General features: G+C 64.0%; 18 protein-coding genes. 11 read left to right on the top strand and 7 right to left on the bottom strand.

Annotated features, from left to right (window positions below; all coding sequences use genetic code 11):
• The first annotated feature begins 37 nt into the window (after window positions 1–37).
• From FHS98_RS16755 to FHS98_RS19160, 7 genes are all read left to right on the top strand, one after another.
• Complete coding sequence (locus FHS98_RS16755; RefSeq protein WP_341786089.1) at window positions 38–634, top strand: RNA polymerase sigma factor; 597 nt, start codon at window positions 38–40, stop codon at window positions 632–634.
• Window positions 635–643: 9 nt separating this feature from the next.
• Window positions 644–1318, top strand: a complete 675-nt coding sequence (locus FHS98_RS16760) for an anti-sigma factor family protein (RefSeq protein ID WP_167107853.1) — start codon at window positions 644–646, stop codon at window positions 1316–1318.
• Entirely contained in the window at window positions 1315–2568 is a 1254-nt protein-coding gene (locus FHS98_RS16765) for a S8 family peptidase (protein WP_167107856.1), read from the top strand. The genes FHS98_RS16760 and FHS98_RS16765 overlap by 4 nt, the downstream gene beginning before the upstream one ends.
• Window positions 2569–2611: 43 nt before the next feature.
• Window positions 2612–3283, top strand: coding sequence for a TorF family putative porin (locus FHS98_RS16770; RefSeq protein WP_167107859.1), 672 nt, complete (start codon window positions 2612–2614; stop codon window positions 3281–3283).
• Window positions 3284–3542: 259 nt separating this feature from the next.
• Entirely contained in the window at window positions 3543–4946 is a 1404-nt protein-coding gene (locus FHS98_RS16775) for a carbohydrate porin (RefSeq protein ID WP_167107862.1), read from the top strand.
• 27 nt (window positions 4947–4973) lie between these two features.
• Window positions 4974–5528: a cytochrome b gene (locus FHS98_RS16780; protein ID WP_167107865.1), complete on the top strand. Its 555-nt coding sequence runs from the start codon at window positions 4974–4976 to the stop codon at window positions 5526–5528.
• A gap of 459 nt (window positions 5529–5987) precedes the next feature.
• Window positions 5988–6116 (top strand): SDR family oxidoreductase, encoded by a 129-nt coding sequence (locus tag FHS98_RS19160; RefSeq protein ID WP_425057358.1) that lies wholly within the window; start codon window positions 5988–5990, stop codon window positions 6114–6116.
• 56 nt (window positions 6117–6172) lie between these two features.
• Here the strand turns inward: FHS98_RS19160 and FHS98_RS16790 are convergent, their stop codons facing one another.
• Entirely contained in the window at window positions 6173–6787 is a 615-nt protein-coding gene (locus FHS98_RS16790) for a TetR/AcrR family transcriptional regulator (RefSeq protein ID WP_167107868.1), read from the bottom strand.
• Window positions 6788–6979: 192 nt separating this feature from the next.
• On the opposite strand from FHS98_RS16790, the gene FHS98_RS16795 reads away from it, so the two are divergent.
• Together FHS98_RS16795 and FHS98_RS16800 are read left to right on the top strand one after the other, a co-directional pair.
• A complete protein-coding gene (locus FHS98_RS16795) occupies window positions 6980–7630 on the top strand; it encodes an HD domain-containing protein (protein ID WP_167107871.1) in 651 nt (216 codons plus the stop codon).
• A gap of 22 nt (window positions 7631–7652) precedes the next feature.
• Entirely contained in the window at window positions 7653–8285 is a 633-nt protein-coding gene (locus FHS98_RS16800) for a glutathione S-transferase family protein (RefSeq protein WP_167107874.1), read from the top strand.
• A 15-nt stretch (window positions 8286–8300) separates the two neighbouring features.
• Here FHS98_RS16800 and FHS98_RS19165 read toward each other — a convergent pair whose 3' ends face one another.
• Window positions 8301–8456, bottom strand: coding sequence for a hypothetical protein (locus FHS98_RS19165; protein ID WP_425057359.1), 156 nt, complete (start codon window positions 8454–8456; stop codon window positions 8301–8303).
• Here FHS98_RS19165 and FHS98_RS16810 point away from each other — a divergent pair.
• Entirely contained in the window at window positions 8401–8949 is a 549-nt protein-coding gene (locus FHS98_RS16810; protein WP_341786090.1) for a hypothetical protein, read from the top strand. The genes FHS98_RS19165 and FHS98_RS16810 overlap by 56 nt on opposite strands.
• 376 nt (window positions 8950–9325) lie before the next feature.
• On the opposite strand, the gene FHS98_RS16815 is transcribed toward FHS98_RS16810, so the two are convergent.
• The 5 genes from FHS98_RS16815 to FHS98_RS16835 all read right to left on the bottom strand — a co-directional run bounded on the left by FHS98_RS16815 (window position 9326) and on the right by FHS98_RS16835 (window position 15292).
• On the bottom strand, window positions 9326–11086 hold the full coding sequence (locus FHS98_RS16815) for an ABC transporter ATP-binding protein (RefSeq protein ID WP_243848082.1): 1761 nt from the start codon (window positions 11084–11086) through the stop codon (window positions 9326–9328).
• A 26-nt stretch (window positions 11087–11112) separates the two neighbouring features.
• The gene (locus tag FHS98_RS16820) at window positions 11113–12114 is read right to left on the bottom strand and encodes a glycosyltransferase family 2 protein (protein ID WP_167107883.1); all 1002 of its coding nucleotides are present in this window, start codon (window positions 12112–12114) and stop codon (window positions 11113–11115) included.
• Window positions 12111–13205: a glycosyltransferase family 2 protein gene (locus tag FHS98_RS16825; RefSeq protein ID WP_167107924.1), complete on the bottom strand. Its 1095-nt coding sequence runs from the start codon at window positions 13203–13205 to the stop codon at window positions 12111–12113. Before FHS98_RS16825 ends, FHS98_RS16820 begins: the two co-directional genes overlap by 4 nt.
• Window positions 13206–13298: 93 nt before the next feature.
• A complete protein-coding gene (gene galE / locus FHS98_RS16830) occupies window positions 13299–14315 on the bottom strand; it encodes a UDP-glucose 4-epimerase GalE (protein ID WP_167107886.1) in 1017 nt (338 codons plus the stop codon).
• The gene (locus tag FHS98_RS16835; protein WP_167107889.1) at window positions 14312–15292 is read right to left on the bottom strand and encodes a UDP-glucuronic acid decarboxylase family protein; all 981 of its coding nucleotides are present in this window, start codon (window positions 15290–15292) and stop codon (window positions 14312–14314) included. The genes galE and FHS98_RS16835 overlap by 4 nt, the downstream gene beginning before the upstream one ends.
• A gap of 265 nt (window positions 15293–15557) precedes the next feature.
• On the opposite strand from FHS98_RS16835, the gene FHS98_RS16840 reads away from it, so the two are divergent.
• Window positions 15558–16511 (top strand): glycosyltransferase family 2 protein, encoded by a 954-nt coding sequence (locus FHS98_RS16840; protein WP_167107892.1) that lies wholly within the window; start codon window positions 15558–15560, stop codon window positions 16509–16511.
• Window positions 16512–16600: the final 89 nt, after the last annotated feature.

The raw sequence follows: 16600 nt of genomic DNA on the forward strand, positions 1-16600 counted from the left end.
CGGCAGGCACTGAATGGGGTGTATGAGGAGCTGTTGCGTGGCGAGCTTGAGCGTGGTGAACGAACGGTCCCGAGGCGCGTCGGGAGGATCCCCGAGGGAAGACTGGCTTGTCACCCGCATCCGTGCGCGCGACTTGCGCGCGTTTGAGGAGCTGTACCGCAACTATCATCCCCGGCTCACCCGCTTCCTGATGAACATGGTCCACCGCCCGCAACTGGTGGAGGAAGTGTTCAACGACACGATGATGGTGGTGTGGGAGAAGCTGGATGGCTTCAACGGCTCCAGCAAGCTCTCCACCTGGATCTTCGCCATCGGCTATCGCAAGGCGATGAAGGCGGTGAGGCGGCAAGACCAGGCCGTGGAAGACAAGGAGGCGGAGAACCGGGTGAGCCCGGAGCCCGGTCCCGATCACCGGATCGGCGGCCAGAAAGTGCAGGCAGCCCTGCTCGGCGCGATCAACGGCCTGTCAGCCGACCACCGCGCGGTGGTGGACCTCACCTATTATCACGAGCTCGGTTATCGCGAGATCGCCGAGATCATGGATTGCCCCGTGGACACGGTGAAGACCCGCATGTTCCACGCACGACGCCACCTCAAGCGCAAGCTCGCCGGAGAGCTTGCCGACTGGTTATAGGGTCACAACATGGCAGACATCATTCCCCTGCCCGACGACCGCCATCAAGAGACGATCGAGCTCCTGCCCTGGTATGTCACCGGCCGCATCACACCCATCGACCGGGTGAAAGTCGAAGCGCATCTGGCCGACTGCGCCGAGTGCCGTGGCGAGCTCGCCATCGAACGCCGGCTGCATAGCGAGGTCGCGCAATTGCCGCTCGACGCCGGACTGGGTTTCGCCGAACTGCGGCGCCGGCTCGAACTCCCGCCTGCGGCACCGGCCCGCCGCCCGGCCCGGACGCTGGAGGCCATGCGCCGTGCCGTCGCCCGGCCCGGGCGCAAAGGCTGGGCGATCGCGGCCCAGGCTGCCGCCCTCCTGCTGGTTGTCGGGGTCACCATCCCCTCGCTCCAGCTGCGGTCACGGCCGCAGCCGGAGATGCGGCCGGAGCAATATCAGACGCTGGGCTCTGCCCCCACCCATCCGGCGGGCAACCTGCTGGTCATGTTCCGCCCCGAAACGAGCGAGCAACAACTGCGCGCGCTGATCACCCAAAGCGGCGCGCGCGTGGTCGACGGCCCTACCCAGACTGGCGCCTACATGCTGCTGGTGCCGGCAACGGAGCGCGAGGCAGTGCTCGTCCGCCTGCGGGCTCAGTCCGCCGTGACCCTTGTCCAGCCGATCGACGCGAGCCCGCAGTCATGACCGCGCGCCGTCGCTGGCGGCCAATATGGTTGCCGCTGTTTCTGGCGATGACCGGGCTCGGCAACGGGCATTCGGCGATCGCCGCCCCACCCTCGGGCGGCGACCGCCAGATTCTGGTGATGCTGCGCCAGCCGCCCCCGCATTTCCGGCCCGACGCGGATTATGGCGGCGGATATGGCGACATGCTGGCGCGTAGCGCCCGCGAGCGCATCAGCCGGCGGATCGCCCGGGCACACCGCCTCGCCGTCAATGGCGACTGGCCGATGCCGCTGTTGGGTGTCGACTGCTTCATCATGACCGTGTCCGACGGACGGACGCCGGAGGAAGCCGCCGCCGAAGTCTCCGGCGATCCCGGCGTCGAATGGTCTCAGCCGATGCACGTCTACCGCACCAAGAGTGCGCCTACCGCCTATAACGACCCGCTTTATCCCGCCGAGCCGGCCGCGCATCTCTGGCATCTGGCCGATCTCCACCGGATCTCCACGGGGCGGGGCGTAACGGTCGCGGTGGTCGACACGCGGGTCGATGACCATCATCCCGACCTTGCCGGCCAGGTCATGGTCAACGAGGATTTCGTCGCCGGCCGGCCGTCGCCGGCCGAATCTCACGGGACGGGCGTTGCGGGTATCATCGCCGCAAAGGGCGACAATGACATCGGCATCGTCGGCATCGCCCCCAACGCCCGGATCATGGCGCTGCGTGCCTGCTGGCAACTGCCGGGGGTGCAAGGGTCGGTGTGCGACAGCGTGAGCCTCGCCAAGGCTCTGCATTTCGCGATCGAGCACCACGCGCAGGTGATTAACCTCAGCCTGGCCGGCCCGCCCGATATTCTTCTGAGCAAGTTGATCGACATCGGCATCGGACGCGGCGAGACGTTCGTCGCAGCCTATGACCCGGCCCTTTCCGACGGCGGCTTTCCGGCGTCTCACGGTGGCGTCATCGCCGTGGCCGACGCCGCTATGGCGGCGCCACCGCGAGGCGTCTACACAGCCCCCGGGCGCGACATCCCGACAACCGAGCCCGGAGGACGATGGTACCTGGTCGATGGCAGTTCCTATGCGGCGGCCCATGTCAGCGGGCTGATTGCCCTGATGCGGGAGCGCAGGTCTCCCGCCGACGGTCCGATCTCGCTGGTCGCGGCTCGGGCCGGCGGCGGCGCCATCGATGCGCTGGCGTCTCTGGAGCATATTTCCCGTGCCTGTGACGACAGGGAGTGCAGCCGGCAAATGGCTGCGAACAGCCCCCGCTGACTGTCTCCGCGCCGGCCTGGGTGGCCCCGGCCTGGTATTCGCGATGCTCCTTGCCCACCCGACGCAGGCGATTGCTGCCGCCGGCGCCAGCCTCTCCGTGCTGAACGAGGATGTGTTCCGTGGTCGATCGCTGAGCGAAGGCCGGCCGGTGGCCGTCGGCGAACTCTCCTATGACGATCTGAGCGGCTTCTACATCGGCGGCTCGATCACTGGTGTCGCCACCCGCCATTCCGGCGCGCAACTGCTGGGTGTTCAGGGCTATGCCGGTTATGCTCGTCGGATCGGATCCGGGCCAACGCTGGATGTCGGCATCACCAATGCGCGCTACACCCATTATTATAGTGGCAGCGCCGGGGTGGACTACACCGAGTTCTACGCGGGGATCATCACCGACCACATCTCCTCGCACATCCGCTATTCGCCCAATTATTTCGGCACGGGGCAGGCAACGCTTTACGGCGATCTCGACGGCGTGCTGCGGCCTAAGGACAAGTGGCGACTGAATGCGCATGTCGGGCTGCTCGTTCAGGCGGGTCGCCAGAGCCTGCCTCATAGCGCACGCCGGCGCTACGACTGGCGGATCGGCGCATCGCGCGACATCGGACACTTCAGCCTGCAATTGGGCTGGGCGGGCTCCGGGCCGGGCCGGGACTATTATGCCGGCAGCCCGCACGGCCGCTCATCCTTCCTGTTCGGGGCGACGTACATCTTCTGAAGATCCCTGCACGCGCGCCGACCATAAAATCCGCCGCGGTTTGAACCAGCCGCTGCGGCGCCGGAACAGAGCATGCGACGCAGCGAGGCCATGCGGCCGGTGAAGGAGAGCATCATGCGGCATCCCCTGATCCGCCCGTAGAATACCCGACCGCAATCCTACCCCCTGCCCCGGCGGCAGGCTCAGCACCACCGAACCGTCCCGTGTTCGCTCCGGCGGAGGCGCAGGGACGCATGCGGCCTCTCGATGGGAACCATGAATGCGCAAGAGACTGGCAACGCTCACGACGATGATGCTGGCCCTTCCCTCGGCCGCGCACGCTGATACGGCAAGTGGCGATGGCCAGGCCCCGCCGGCCGCGATCACATCGCCCGCCCCCGCCCCCGCCCCGCCGACGGATCAAGCGCCGCTCGCGATGATCAGCGCGCCGTTCCGGTCCCTGCTGGACGCCGGGATCCTCTTCAATTCAGCCTTTTATGATGATTTCCAGGGCAATCCGGTGGGCGGCCTCAGCCACGGCACCGCCAATGCCGGTGCCGGCACGATTGGCGCGGACGCGGATCTCGGCAAATTGGCGGGAATCAAGGGCGGGCGTTTCCACCTGCTCTTCACCTACGAATATGGCGACACCCTACAGAGGAACATTGGCAACTTCATCAAGTCGCAGGACTGGTATCTGCCGTTCCAGAAGTTCCAGCTCGCCCAGTTGTCCTACGAGCAGAATTTCCTTGGCGGCGCGGTGAACGTGCTGGGCGGCCGGGTGAGCGCGGCGACACTGTTCGCTCGACCGACCTTCGGCTGCCAGTTCATCAGCGGATCGCAATGCCCTTACGACCTGCCCGTCTTCACAGGTGGCTTCTCCGGCTTTCCCTACGCAACCTGGGGAGGGCGGCTCCGGATCAACCCGACCGACAAAATCTATCTCGAGAGCGGCGCTTTCTCAGTCGATCCCAACCGCAAGAATCTGCACGGCTTCGATCTCGGTCTGAAGACGGCGACCGGCATCGTCGCCCCGGTGGAGATCGGTTACGAAAGCGACTTCAGCAACGATCGCTATCCGCGCCATTACAAGGTCGGCGCCTGGTACAACAACGCGCCGTTCACCGATCCCCTGCTGAATACGCAGCACCAATCGCGCGCCCTGTTCGGAGGAGCACCGCTCGCCCACACGTCGGATCGAGGCGGCGTCTATGCGTTGTTCGACCAGGCAATCTACCGCCCGGACGATACCCACCGCGCGCTCTACATCCTGGGGTCGTTCGCGATGCCCTTCGATCGTCGCGAACTTTTCAGCTTCCAGAATACGCTCGGCGTCTACGACGTAGGCCCGTTCGCCGCCCGTCCGCACGACAGCGTGGGCCTGATGATCACCCAGCTCATCCTGACGCACGCGGAGACGGGCTTCCTGAACGACCTGCTGCGCAAGAACGACAGCAAGACCTTCGTCAACCGGAACCAGTACAACGTCGAGATCAATTACGGCTTCCAGCCCGTGCCCGGCGTTACCGTCTCGCCGAACGCCGAATATATCATTCACCCGGACACCACGCAGCGCCCCGATGCCCGCTTCGCCCCGCGCGACGCGCTGGTGCTGGGCGCGCGCCTTACCCTGCAGTTCAGCGACCTGCTTGGGCTGCCTGCGTCCCTTCCTCGCTACCACTGACCGATCATAACGATCCGGAGATCTGCCATGAAGAAACGCTATTCGCCGCTCAACCAGGCGCTACACTGGATTACTGCGCTTTGCATGTTCGCGATCCTGCCGCTCGCCTGGGTGATGATCAACGCCAAGGCCGGATCGGCGATCCAGCACGGCACCTATAACTGGCACAAGACGCTGGGTTGCATCGTGCTGCTGGTGACGGTGTTCCGCATCGGCTGGCGGTTCATCGATGGGCCACCGCCCTATGCCGAACGTGTGGCAGCCTGGGACCGCCACCTTGCCCATCTCGTCTACTGGCTGTTTTTCGCCGTGATGATCTGGATGCCGGTGACAGGTTTCATGGAGAGCGCCTATGACGGTTATCCGATCAAACTTTTCAATTTGATACAAACTCCGGAGATTTTTGCGAAGAATGATCACATGGCCAGCCTGTTTGCATGGTTGCATGGTTTGGGCCAATGGCCTGTATATGCATTGATTATTCTGCATCTGTTAGGCGTTGCATTTCACTTGATCTTTACCAAAAGCGGCGTTCTTGGCAGAATTCTCCCCGAGCATGCGCTCGATCCGAATGGATTATGATGGTTACGCGTCGGCTTCCCAGCCACACGGAAATTTGATCAAGGGGGACGGTGCGTTGCCACAACCTGAATCAAGGCCGTGACCCACCTCGATCATCTTCAGGACGGGAATATAGAGAACCCAACTACGGGAAAATCCGGATAACGAGGCGCACTTGAACGCGCGACACGACATCCAGAGGTCGAAAGATTGCAATTTCACAACCTTCCCGGCCTGCGGGCGCGATGACGCTGAAGTGGGCCGTAGGCGGTTGCGATCGGATGTCACGACTTCGTTCGAGCGACTGCGTTCAGCAGATCAACGAGCAGGCCTCAATGGCAATGATTGGTCGCGAGCTGCCGGCAGCTCCCGACCAGATGCCGCCGTTCAGGTGCGTTGTGAACGTTCCTGAAAGCCGACCAGCCGCTTTCCTCGGATTTTCAGCGCGGCGAGGGCGGCAAGTGTTCGAGCCTAGCCAGCCTGATCCCGGCCTGCTGGGTCGGGCAGCCCGAAGAGGTCGGGGGGACGATGCTCGTCCTTGCGTGCGACGACGCCAGCTTCATCAACGGCGTCGAGTTCCTCGTCGACGGTAGCGCCACCCAGATCTGAACCGCTCCGGGTGGCGCTACGTCTCGACCGTGGTACCACCCGGCCCGCATCCGGGATTATCTGGAATAGCGAGCCATGAGTGTGGTCACAGCCTCGGCGACCGCTTTAACGGCGTCCGCGTCGGTCCCTCCGCAGCCGGGGGCCATCAATTCGGGCCAGAAGCTTTGGCCCGCGATGAGCGCAAGAAACTGATTGGCGGCCACGTCGGCATCCGGAACCACTAACGTACCCTCCCGCTCCTCAGCGCACAGATACGCCTTGAGGCGATCAAGGAAAGGGCGCTTCACTTTGTCGGTAATCATCAGGCCGAGATCGGGAAAGCGCTGCGATTCCGCGATGATCACCCGATAGATCGCCCGAATCTCCGGCCGTCGCATACGACGGGCATATTCGAGCCCAATGTCGTTGAGCCCCGCTTCCGGCGAATGTGCCGACTTCGGTGCCTCCGATGGTGCCTCCGCCGACCAGAAATCCTCTACCATCGCTTCGAAGAGCGCGGATTTGGTCGGGAAGCGCTTGAAGAGCGTCGCCGTCGACACGTTGGCTTGATGTGCCACCTGCTGAAGCGAGGTCCGCTCGTAGCCCTGTTCGAGGAAGAGATGCATCGCGGCCTGCACGACGGCGCGCCGTTTCTCCTGCCGAACGCGCTGATGATAGGATTCGGTTGTCATACGCCCAGGGTGTCTGCCGATTGTCGCACCCCCATGCAACGATCCATTTATAAGGTAAGTCACTCACCTTGACATCACGAGCATGCGAGATCTAAGTGAATCGTGAGCCGATCGACTTACCTCATCTGGAGCCGCCTCTGGAATGGCCGTGCGAGGAACGTCGGGTGTCGGCCAAGCCATGGAGAGCAGACCATGATCATCGACGATACGTCCCGCGTCACGATACCGGACAGCAGGCTGGCACGAGAGGCGACACAGTTCGTCCGCGACAGCGCCGGAGACTTTCTCTTCCACCATTCCGCGCGCGTCTATTGCTGGGGCGTGCTGGCGGGAAAGCGCAAGCAGATGAGCTTCGATCCGGAGCTTCTCTATATTGCGGCCATGTTCCACGATCTCGGTTTGACGCCGGCTTTCCGGGATAGCCGCGTGCGTTTCGAGGTGGACGGCGCAAATGCTGCGGGTGATTTCCTGCGAGGCCACGGCATCGCGGAAAGGGATATCGAGAAAGTCTGGCTGGCGATCGCACTGCATACGACGCCGGGCCTATCCTCGCATTTCCATCCCATCGCGGCGCTCACCGCCGAGGGGGTCATGATGGACCTGGTGGGCCTTGGCTATGACGAATTCACAGAGGCGCAGCGTAATGCCGTTGAAGCGAACCATCCGCGCTCCTCACAGTTCCCGGAGGAACTTCTCGACACCCTTTATGACGGGATCAAGCATCGGCCTGAGACGACGCAGGGCACAGGCCTTGCAGACGTGATCGCCGACAAAGATCACCATTTCCATCGCCGAGATTTTTGCAGCCTGATGCGACATTCTCGTTGGGTCGCCGCGAAATAACAGGATTTATTGGTAATTTATCATGACAATGATCGTTCATCATCTCGAGAAGTCGCGTTCTCAGCGTATCGTATGGCTGCTGGAGGAACTGGGAGAAGCCTATGAGATCAAGCGCTATGCGCGAGATCCGGTGACCGCATCGGCGCCTGCCCTACTCAAGACGCTGCATCCGCTGGGGAAAGCGCCAATATTGCAGGACGGCGCGAAGACGGTAGTCGAGTCCGGGGCGATCTTCGACTATCTGCTCGCGCGATCCGACCATCGGCTCAGAAAGCCGGACGATGCGGAAGAAGGGCTGCGTTACACCCACTTCATGCACTACGCGGATGGATCGATCATGCCGCTTATTGTCACGGTGGTGACGCTTGGCCGCATGGGCGATGCGGTGCAGCAGGGGATCATGGCGGTTCGCAAGGGCCTTGCCGCTCATTTGGCTTGGGTGGATCAGGAACTCGGCACACGCCCCTGGTTCGCGGGCAACAGCTTCACGGCCGCTGACATCATGATGAGCTTTCCCCTCGAGGCGGCGCGCGTGCGAGCCGGGCTCGACTGGTCCTACGCCAATATCGATGCATGGCTCGGCCGAATCCACGCGCGCGGCGCCTATCAGCGCGCTCTGGCGCAGGCGGAGCCGGCGGACCAGCCTGCCTCCTGAGGCACACCGAGAATCTCAGCACCCCGCTCCTGAATGAAGCGGGGTGCCAAGATTTCCTGAACGCACGACCGGCAACGGTCGGAACTCTGATAGGCTTCCATCAACAACAAGCCCGGTGCCGGTTACGAACGAGCTTCCCGCGCTGACGAGGAACAGCGAAGCGCGCGCCACTTCCTCTGCCTTCCACTCTTGTAGGCAGCCGCTTCTCCTCGATGCCGCGCATCGCGTGCGGGAATCGAAGGCCTGGGCGTGGTGGAAAGCGATCATTGGCCCGGCGCCGGGACAGGCCTACAATTATGCGATGATAGCCTTCTACAATCTTCCGCCGACGAGCCTTGGGCTTGGAGGGGACGGCGACGAGATCGCAGCGATCGGCGAGGTCGAGCGCCAGTTCAATGTTCAGCTTGACTATAGCGAAGCCCGAGACTGGAAAACCGTAGGCGATGTTTATGAAGCGCTAAAATGTGTTCTGCCATCCGATCAGATCAGCTCGGAGAAGACATGGCCAATTTTCGTCCAAGCTATCTGTGAAGAAACCGGCGTTGATCCTTGGCGGGTGAATGCTAAAACCCTTCTGCTAGGGAAAAAGAAATTCGACTGGCGAATAGCATTGTTTTTGGGGAGTCTCGTTGGCTTGCTGTTCGCGAGCATGTGGTTCGGATGAACGGCAGCGTCTGGGCGGCAGCCGTCCGTCTCCAGGCGAGATTGCAGACCGGCAACTATGCTGGTCTTGGCTCCCATAAGCGGTCCGACCGAAAAGTCCCCAGGGCTGTCGGCGGCTCGCGACCAACTGCGGCCATTCAGCGGCCTCGACCGCGATCCCGAAAGCAGACTGGCCGCTTTCCTGATGAGTGGCGCATCGCCGGCGTCCGCTCATGGTAGGGGCAGATATACGGCGATATGCTCCGGTCGGGCTGTCGGTTAGCGAACAAGCGAATTTGGCACTGTCAGCACGTGCGCACGAAGGGCAATCACGAACCGTTTCCGGTCAGCGCGACAGCACGCCACGGTGACACGCTCCTACGAGGATCGCACCGCCGCTACGCGATGATACATAGCGCAGACCGCAGCAACACCGCCTCTGGCGGCCCTTCCGCGACGAGTTTGCCCTGATCGAGGCATACGACGTGGTCGACGTCGTCCAGCGTCTCGGTGCGATGGGTGATGATCAGCCGGGTGCGGCCAACGAAGCGCCGGTCGATTGCGTGGCGGATATTGTCCTCAAGGCTTTTATCGAGCGCGCTCATCGCTTCATCGAGGATCAGGACGTCGGGATCTCGCAGGATGGCACGGGCAAGCCCGAGCCGCTGTCGCTGGCCACCAGAGAAACGGGTTCCCTGCTGGCCAATCCACGTCTTATAGCCGTCGGGGAGCTGGGCGATCGTGTCCGCGACACCGGCCACACGCAGCGCAGCGCGGACTTCGTCGTCGCTCGATCCATGGTTCGCCATGCGGATATTGTCGATCACCGTCCCCTCGACCAGATCGACGTCCTGGCCGGCAATCGCGAGCAGGCCGAGCCAGTCGGTCCGCCTGATCTCGTCGAGCGGCACGCCGTCGACCAGAATCCGACCCTCGGTTGGCTGGTAAAGCCGAAGCAACAGATTGACGATCGTCGTCTTGCCCGCGCCGCTCGCCCCCACGAGTGCGGTCGTCTTCCCCGCCGGGATCTCGAACGACACCTCGGTCAGGGCCGCGTCCCCCACGCTGTCATAGGCAAAGCTGACATTCTCGAAGCGGATGCTCGATCCAAGCCTGTCTATCGGGCGATGGCCGGGCGGCGGATAATCCTTGCCTTCGGTCGTCAGCATGGCGCGCACCGACGCAAGCTGCGGCTCGATCTGCGCGAGGCCGAGCAGATTGCCTTCCAGATCGCGTAAATGGGGTTGCAGCCGATAGAGCAGCGCAATCGCTGCCAGCGTGACCGGAAAGCCGACATGCCAGACGCCCGCCATGCCGATAATCACGCACAACACCGCGATGGAGCCCAGCTCGGTTAGCGGGTGGAGCTGCGCCATGAGCCGGTAGAGCGCGATCGCCGTCTGCCGGGCATCACCCGAGGCGTGCTCGAAGCGCTCCTGATGCATCGCCTCCTGCCCATAGGCACGGATCGTCCGCATTCCCTGCAAGGTCATGAGCATATGCTCGCCGAGCAACTGGTGAACATATTTGACGTGCCGACCGAGGTGGTGGACCGAGCGCGACAGGTGTCTGAGCCCGAACGAGACGAGCAGCGATCCGACGATGGCGGTCAACGTGATTTGCCACGAGAGGCTCAGCAGCGCCGCTGTGAAGACCAGGATCGAGCAGATGTTGACGACGATCCGAGTGAGGTGGCCATGGGCGCTGGAAACCATCCAGGTTTCCGTCCCCAGCACGTGCATCAGATGGGCCTGCTCATGCCGCTGGATAAAGGGGTACGAGACGCTGAGATATTGACGATGCACCCGGTTGCGGACGTCTTCGCTGGTCCGTTCGCTGATCCGGGCGCTAAGCATGCCGTGCAGGAAGGACAGGCTGGCGCGCGCGACTATCAGGAGCAGGATCAAGAGCGCCATCTGGGTCGAGCTTCCGAACCAGCCCGCGGCGTGGCGCAACATGCCCCCCGCCATTCCGTTCGCCGAGGCGGCATGGTCAGCCTGCCCCGTTGCCGAATAGAAAAAGAGCACGACGAGCGTGATCCCGAGCGTCTCGGCAAGCGACGAGATCAGCCCGAGCAGGACGAGAACTGGGGTCGCCCAACGCGGGATCGGCGCGGCGGCGAGCAGGCGCCACACCCCGGCAAGGGTGCCGCGCGTCATTCCCGATCTCGACGGAGGATCGGCGTTCAGGCGCATTGGCGCGGCTCCTCGATCGGGAAAGAGGCCATAAGCAGCCTCCGCGGCCGGAGAAGCCGCCCGAGCAAAGCCTGCAGCCTCCAGCGCACCGCGTTGCCGAGCCAGCGGGGCAGGTCCAGTCCCAGCGTGATCAGCGCTATGCCGGAATCCCGACGCGCGAGTAGCGAAAGCACCTCGCGGAAATAATCCAGCCGGCCAATCTGGAGCGCTTTGAACAGCAACCAGGCCCCATAATTGCGCAGGCCCGTCGCGAGTTTGGCGTGATGCTCGGCATGGCGCGCCTCCATCTCGTCCATCACCAGCATCCAGGATCGCAGCATGCGCGGCAGGTTGCTGGACATATTGTCCGGCAGGTAGCGGTAGCCGACGAGATAATCGGGGATCACCGCGAAATGGTTTCGCTCCGCGACCCGGCAGTAGAAGAGCATATCCTCGCAGCCTTGCGCGCCGGCGTCACGCAACCCGCTCTCAAAGCCCTGCGCGTCGATCAGCGCCTGCCGGCGGACCAGCGCGGCGCTCCCATTGCCGATGAAATTGCCGCAGAAAATCTCATCCAGCACATCGCCCTCGTAGATCGGCCGGCCGCCGTGCTGAAGCACGCGGCTCTCGCTGTCGATGAGCTGATACCAAGCATAGACCAGCCCGACCCGTTCACCGCCAGCCAGCAGTGCACCGAGCTGGCGCTCGATCTTGGTCGCAGACCAGAGATCGTCGGCGTCGACGAAGGCGATGAAATCGGAGCGCGCCTTTTGCCATCCATGGTTGCGTGCGGCTGCGACGCCGGCGTTCGGCTGCGACAGCACACGGACGCGAGGGTCCATGCCGGCATGGTGCCGGGCGATGCCGAGCGTGCCGTCCTGCGAGCCGTCGTCGACGACCAGGATTTCCAGATTCTCGTGCGTCTGCGCGCGGACGCTGCGCAGCGTCTCGTCGATCGTCGCGGCCGCGTTGTAGGCGGGAATGACCACGCTCACCAGTTCGGCCGAAATCATCGCATGCCCTCCCCGAATGAGCGACTGGCCCGGCGCACCGAGCGGCGATGGCGCTGATAGAAGCGCAGCCCGGCCACATAGCCCGCGACCTCGCGACCGAGGAAACGGTCCTCGATCCGTCGGCGACCGACGAGCCGCAACGCCAGCCGGCGCGCATACCAGGCCGGCATCCAGCGCAGCGCACGGGCGCGGTTGGCGACGATGCCAGTACGTTCATATTGCACCATCAGCGCGGCGGTATGCCCACGCATGTAAGCGTAGATCTGGCCGGCAAGACCCTCGATCGTCCGGCGGTGGAAGTGAAAGGCGATCGAATCCGGCGCGTAGCGGCAGCGATGCCCGTGCGCGAGCAGGCGATACCAATATTCGGAATCGCCCGAGCAGCCCGCCTGGCCGACGTCGAGCCGCTCGTCGAACAGGCCGACCTCGTCGAATACGGCGCGGCGGAAGGCCATGCTGGCGCCGGCGCCGATATCCCAGGCGGGGAAGACGGCGCTCCCCCGGTTGATGAACCGTGCAGGCTCGAAATCGCGGCGGAGATAGCCCTGGCCGAAGCCCCAATAGGTTTCGAAATGCCGCTGCGCCTCGGTCGCGAGCTCGGCGGGGAGGACGAGTCCCGTAACGGCGGCGATTGAGGGTTCATCGAACGCCGCGACCAGCCGTTCCAGCCAGCGCGGATGCAGCAGCACGTCGTCGTCGGTGTAGGCCACGATCTCGGACGAGGCGGTCCGCGCGCCCGTGTTGCGCGCGAAGTCAAGCCCCGGCCGATCCTCGCGGACATAGGTGACGCCGGCGGCGAGTGCGACCTCGCGGGTTCGTCCATCGCGCGAGGCGTTGTCGACGACAATGACTTCACGTGGGCGGAGACTCTGTTCGGGCAGCGACGCAAGGCAACGGGCCAGCTCGTCGTGCCGGTCCCGAGTGCAGATCACGACGCTGGCCGTCAGCCCGGGAACCCTGGCCCGCCGCGCCTCCTCGTCGACCCGAGGAAGGAATGCCGCGTCGATATGGCCCACCGCGGCACGCGTCACCTGCCCCTGATGGGTGAGCACATGGCCGATCGCGCGCTGACCCCGCCAGAAGATGGTCATGCCGTCAGGGCGCCCGTCCGGCGAACAGTCGGACGGGTGCGCCACGGGCACGTGGAAGATGCCTTCACCAGATGGAGTGTCCATGACCCGCGCCTATCGATGGCCAGCGACGGCCGCATGCGCCACGGCCTCCGCCGCGGCCAAGCGATCGTGCCAGCGCAGTGCCGTGTCGATGATGAAATCGATGTCCGACTGCCGGGGGCGCCAGCCCAGTTCCTGCTCGGCCTTGGCAAAGGACGCGACCAGTACTGGCGGATCGCCCGCGCGGCGCGGCCCGTTGCGGACCGCCGGCGTCTGCCCCGCCGCACGGGCGACGGCATCAAGCAGTTCCAGCACGCTGGTGCCGATGCCGGTGCCGAGATTGAACTGGTGCGTGCCGCCACTGGCCAGCAGCATTTCGCCAGCCAGCAGATGCGCCCGCGCCAGATCGGCGACATGCACATAATCGCGGATGGCGCTGCCATCGGGCGTCGGGAAATCGGTGCCGAGGATGGTGAAGGGGCGGTCGGGCCGCCGAGCCGCCTCGATTGCCAGCGGGATGGCGTGGGTTTCCGGCTCGTGGCGCTCGCCGATCTCGCCCGCGGGATCGCAGCCCGCGGCGTTGAAATAGCGGAGCGCGACTGACGCCAGGCCATAAGCACGGCCGTAATCCTCGAGCATCCGCTCGACGATGAATTTGGACCAGCCATAGGCGTTGATCGGCGACTGGGCGTGGCTCTCATCGATCGGGAGCGATCGCGGGATGCCATAGCTCGCGCAGGTGCTGGAGAAGAGGAGACGCTGGCATCCCTCCGCCCGCATGGCTTCGAGAAGCGCGAGCGTCCCTGCCGTGTTGTTCCCGTAATAGAGCGCAGGGTCGGCGACGGACTCGCCCACATAGGCATAGGCGGCGAAATGGGCGACGAGGTCGGGGCGATGGGCGGCCAGCACCGCGCGAACCGCCACGCCGTCGCGGATGTCACCTTCGACGAGGGGGCCCCAGCGGACCGCTTCGCGCCAGCCGCGCGAGAGATTGTCGAACGCGACGACGCGCCAGCCGGCCTCGGCGAAGGCCTTGCAGCAATGCGAACCGACATAACCCGCACCGCCGGTAACAAGCACCGTCTTCATTCGGCAGCGATCCGGATCTCGGCAGCGTCGGCGCGGACCATCTCTTCGAAATAGGCAATCGTCTTGCGGAGGCCTTCGCGCAGCGGCACGGTCGGCGTCCAGCCAATGGTCTCGCGCGCATGGGCAATCGAAGGCTGACGTTGGCGAGGGTCATCCTCGGGCAGCGGCATGAAGCGGATTTCCGAACGCGAGCCGGTCAGCTCGACCACCTGTTCGGCCAGTTCCAGCATGGTGAATTCGACCGGATTGCCGAGGTTCATCGGTCCGGTGATCGCGTCGGGCGAGGCCATCAGCCGGATCAGGCCGTCGATCAGATCGTCCACATAGCAGAAGGATCGCGTCTGCATCCCGTTGCCATAGATGGTGATCGGTTGGCCGGTGAGCGCCTGGACGATGAAGTTGGAAATGACACGCCCGTCATAGGCGGCCATCCGTGGCCCATAGGTGTTGAAGATCCGCGCGACCTTGATCGACACGCCGCACTGCCGCCGATAGTCAAAGAACAGCGTCTCGGCGCACCGCTTGCCCTCGTCGTAGCAGGCGCGGGGGCCGATCGGGTTCACGCGGCCCCAATAATCCTCGGTCTGCGGATGGACCTCGGGGTCGCCATACACCTCGGAGGTCGATGCCTGCAGAATCGGCGCGCGGATCCGCTTGGCGAGGCCGAGCATGTTGATCGCGCCGTGCACGCTCGTCTTGGTCGTCTGCACCGGATCATATTGATAATGGATCGGGCTTGCCGGGCAGGCGAGATTGTAGATCTGGTCGACTTCGACATAGAGCGGAAACGTAACGTCGTGGCGAATGACCTCGAACTGCGGATTCGTCATCATTTCGATCAAGTTGTCGCGCGTGCCAGTATAGAAGTTGTCGACGCAGATGACGTGATTGCCTTCATCCAGCAGCCGCTGACACAGATGGGAGCCCAGGAAACCGGCACCTCCCGTAACCAGCACCCTTCGCCGACGTTCCAGCATATACTCTCCCGCGCAACACCCCCGACCGAACCCGGAGCGTCCCGGATCCGGGCATGGGAACCCGTAATCGCGCCGATCCATCGCTGGTGGGCAGCGGCGGGCCGGCGGGCGCCACCACCTGACAGGGCCATGGCCAACCCAATACTCGCCGATCGCTCCAGCGTTCCGGGCACATTTTCGGATCAACTCCGAATGGCAACGGTTAGTCGAGAACCGCGCTGAATTGCTTTCCGCGCGGCGGCGATGACTTTAGCCTCCGTGAACGATGCTTGAACGCCTGGATGATCCCGATCTGGTTTCCGTTATCGTGCCGGCCTTCAATGCGGCGCGGACGATCGATGCCACTCTCGCATCCGCACTCGGCCAGTCTCACCGGCATCTGGAGGTGATTGTCGTCGATGACGGATCCCATGACGCCACGGGCGCGGCGGTTGCGCGCCTGGCGGCCGAGGATTGTCGTCTGCGCTACATCCGCCAGCCGAACCGCGGAGTGGCCGCCGCCCGTAACAGAGGGATTGCCGAGGCGCGAGGAACCTTCATCGCGACGCTGGACGCGGACGACCTCTGGCATCCGACCAAGATCGAGCGCCAGATCGAACGGTTCCGCGCCGCAGGGCCTGCGACTGCGCTGATTTACACCTGGTGCTACTGGCTAGCGCCGGAGGGCGCGACGTTGGGCTATGCGCCCCCGCTTAGCCACGAGGGCTGGGTTTTGCCGCAGATGTGTCTCGGCAATCTGATTATCAGCGCCAGCAATGCGCTGGTCCGTCGGGAGGCGCTGCTGGCGGCCGGCGGTTTCGACGAAACGCTGCGCATGGCCGGCGGACAGGGATGCGAGGACTGGAAGCTTTATCTGCAAATCGCCGAGCGGCACGAAGTCGCGGCTGTACCCGAATATCTTGTCGGCTATCGGATCCATGCGGGCGCCATGTCCGATGATTTCGCCCAGATGATGCAGTCGCGTGGGCTCGTCGAGAGCCAGTTCCTGCCGAGATATCCGGACCTCAAGCGGCAATTTGCGGCGGGCCGTGCCATTTTAGCCCGGTCGTTGGCGATGCGTGCGTTTCAGCGCCGGCGATATCGGATGGCCGTGCAACTTCTTGCGGGCTACCCGGATGCGTCACCGAGACTGGCCTGGGAGTCGACTGGCTGGTTGTTGCTGGGGGTAGGCCGCCGGCTTCGACGGGCCATGCGCCCTAACGTGGCGAAGCCCGCCTAGGTTGCGTTGACAAAGTGCGGCAACCACCTGCGGATGGCAGCGAGATTGAGGAAGCTGGCGAAGGACAGGGCGGTCTTGTCGTAGCGGGT

Source organism: Sphingomonas oligoaromativorans (assembly GCF_011762195.1).
In the GTDB taxonomy this organism is placed as follows: Bacteria; Pseudomonadota; Alphaproteobacteria; order Sphingomonadales; family Sphingomonadaceae; genus Solisphingomonas; species Solisphingomonas oligoaromativorans.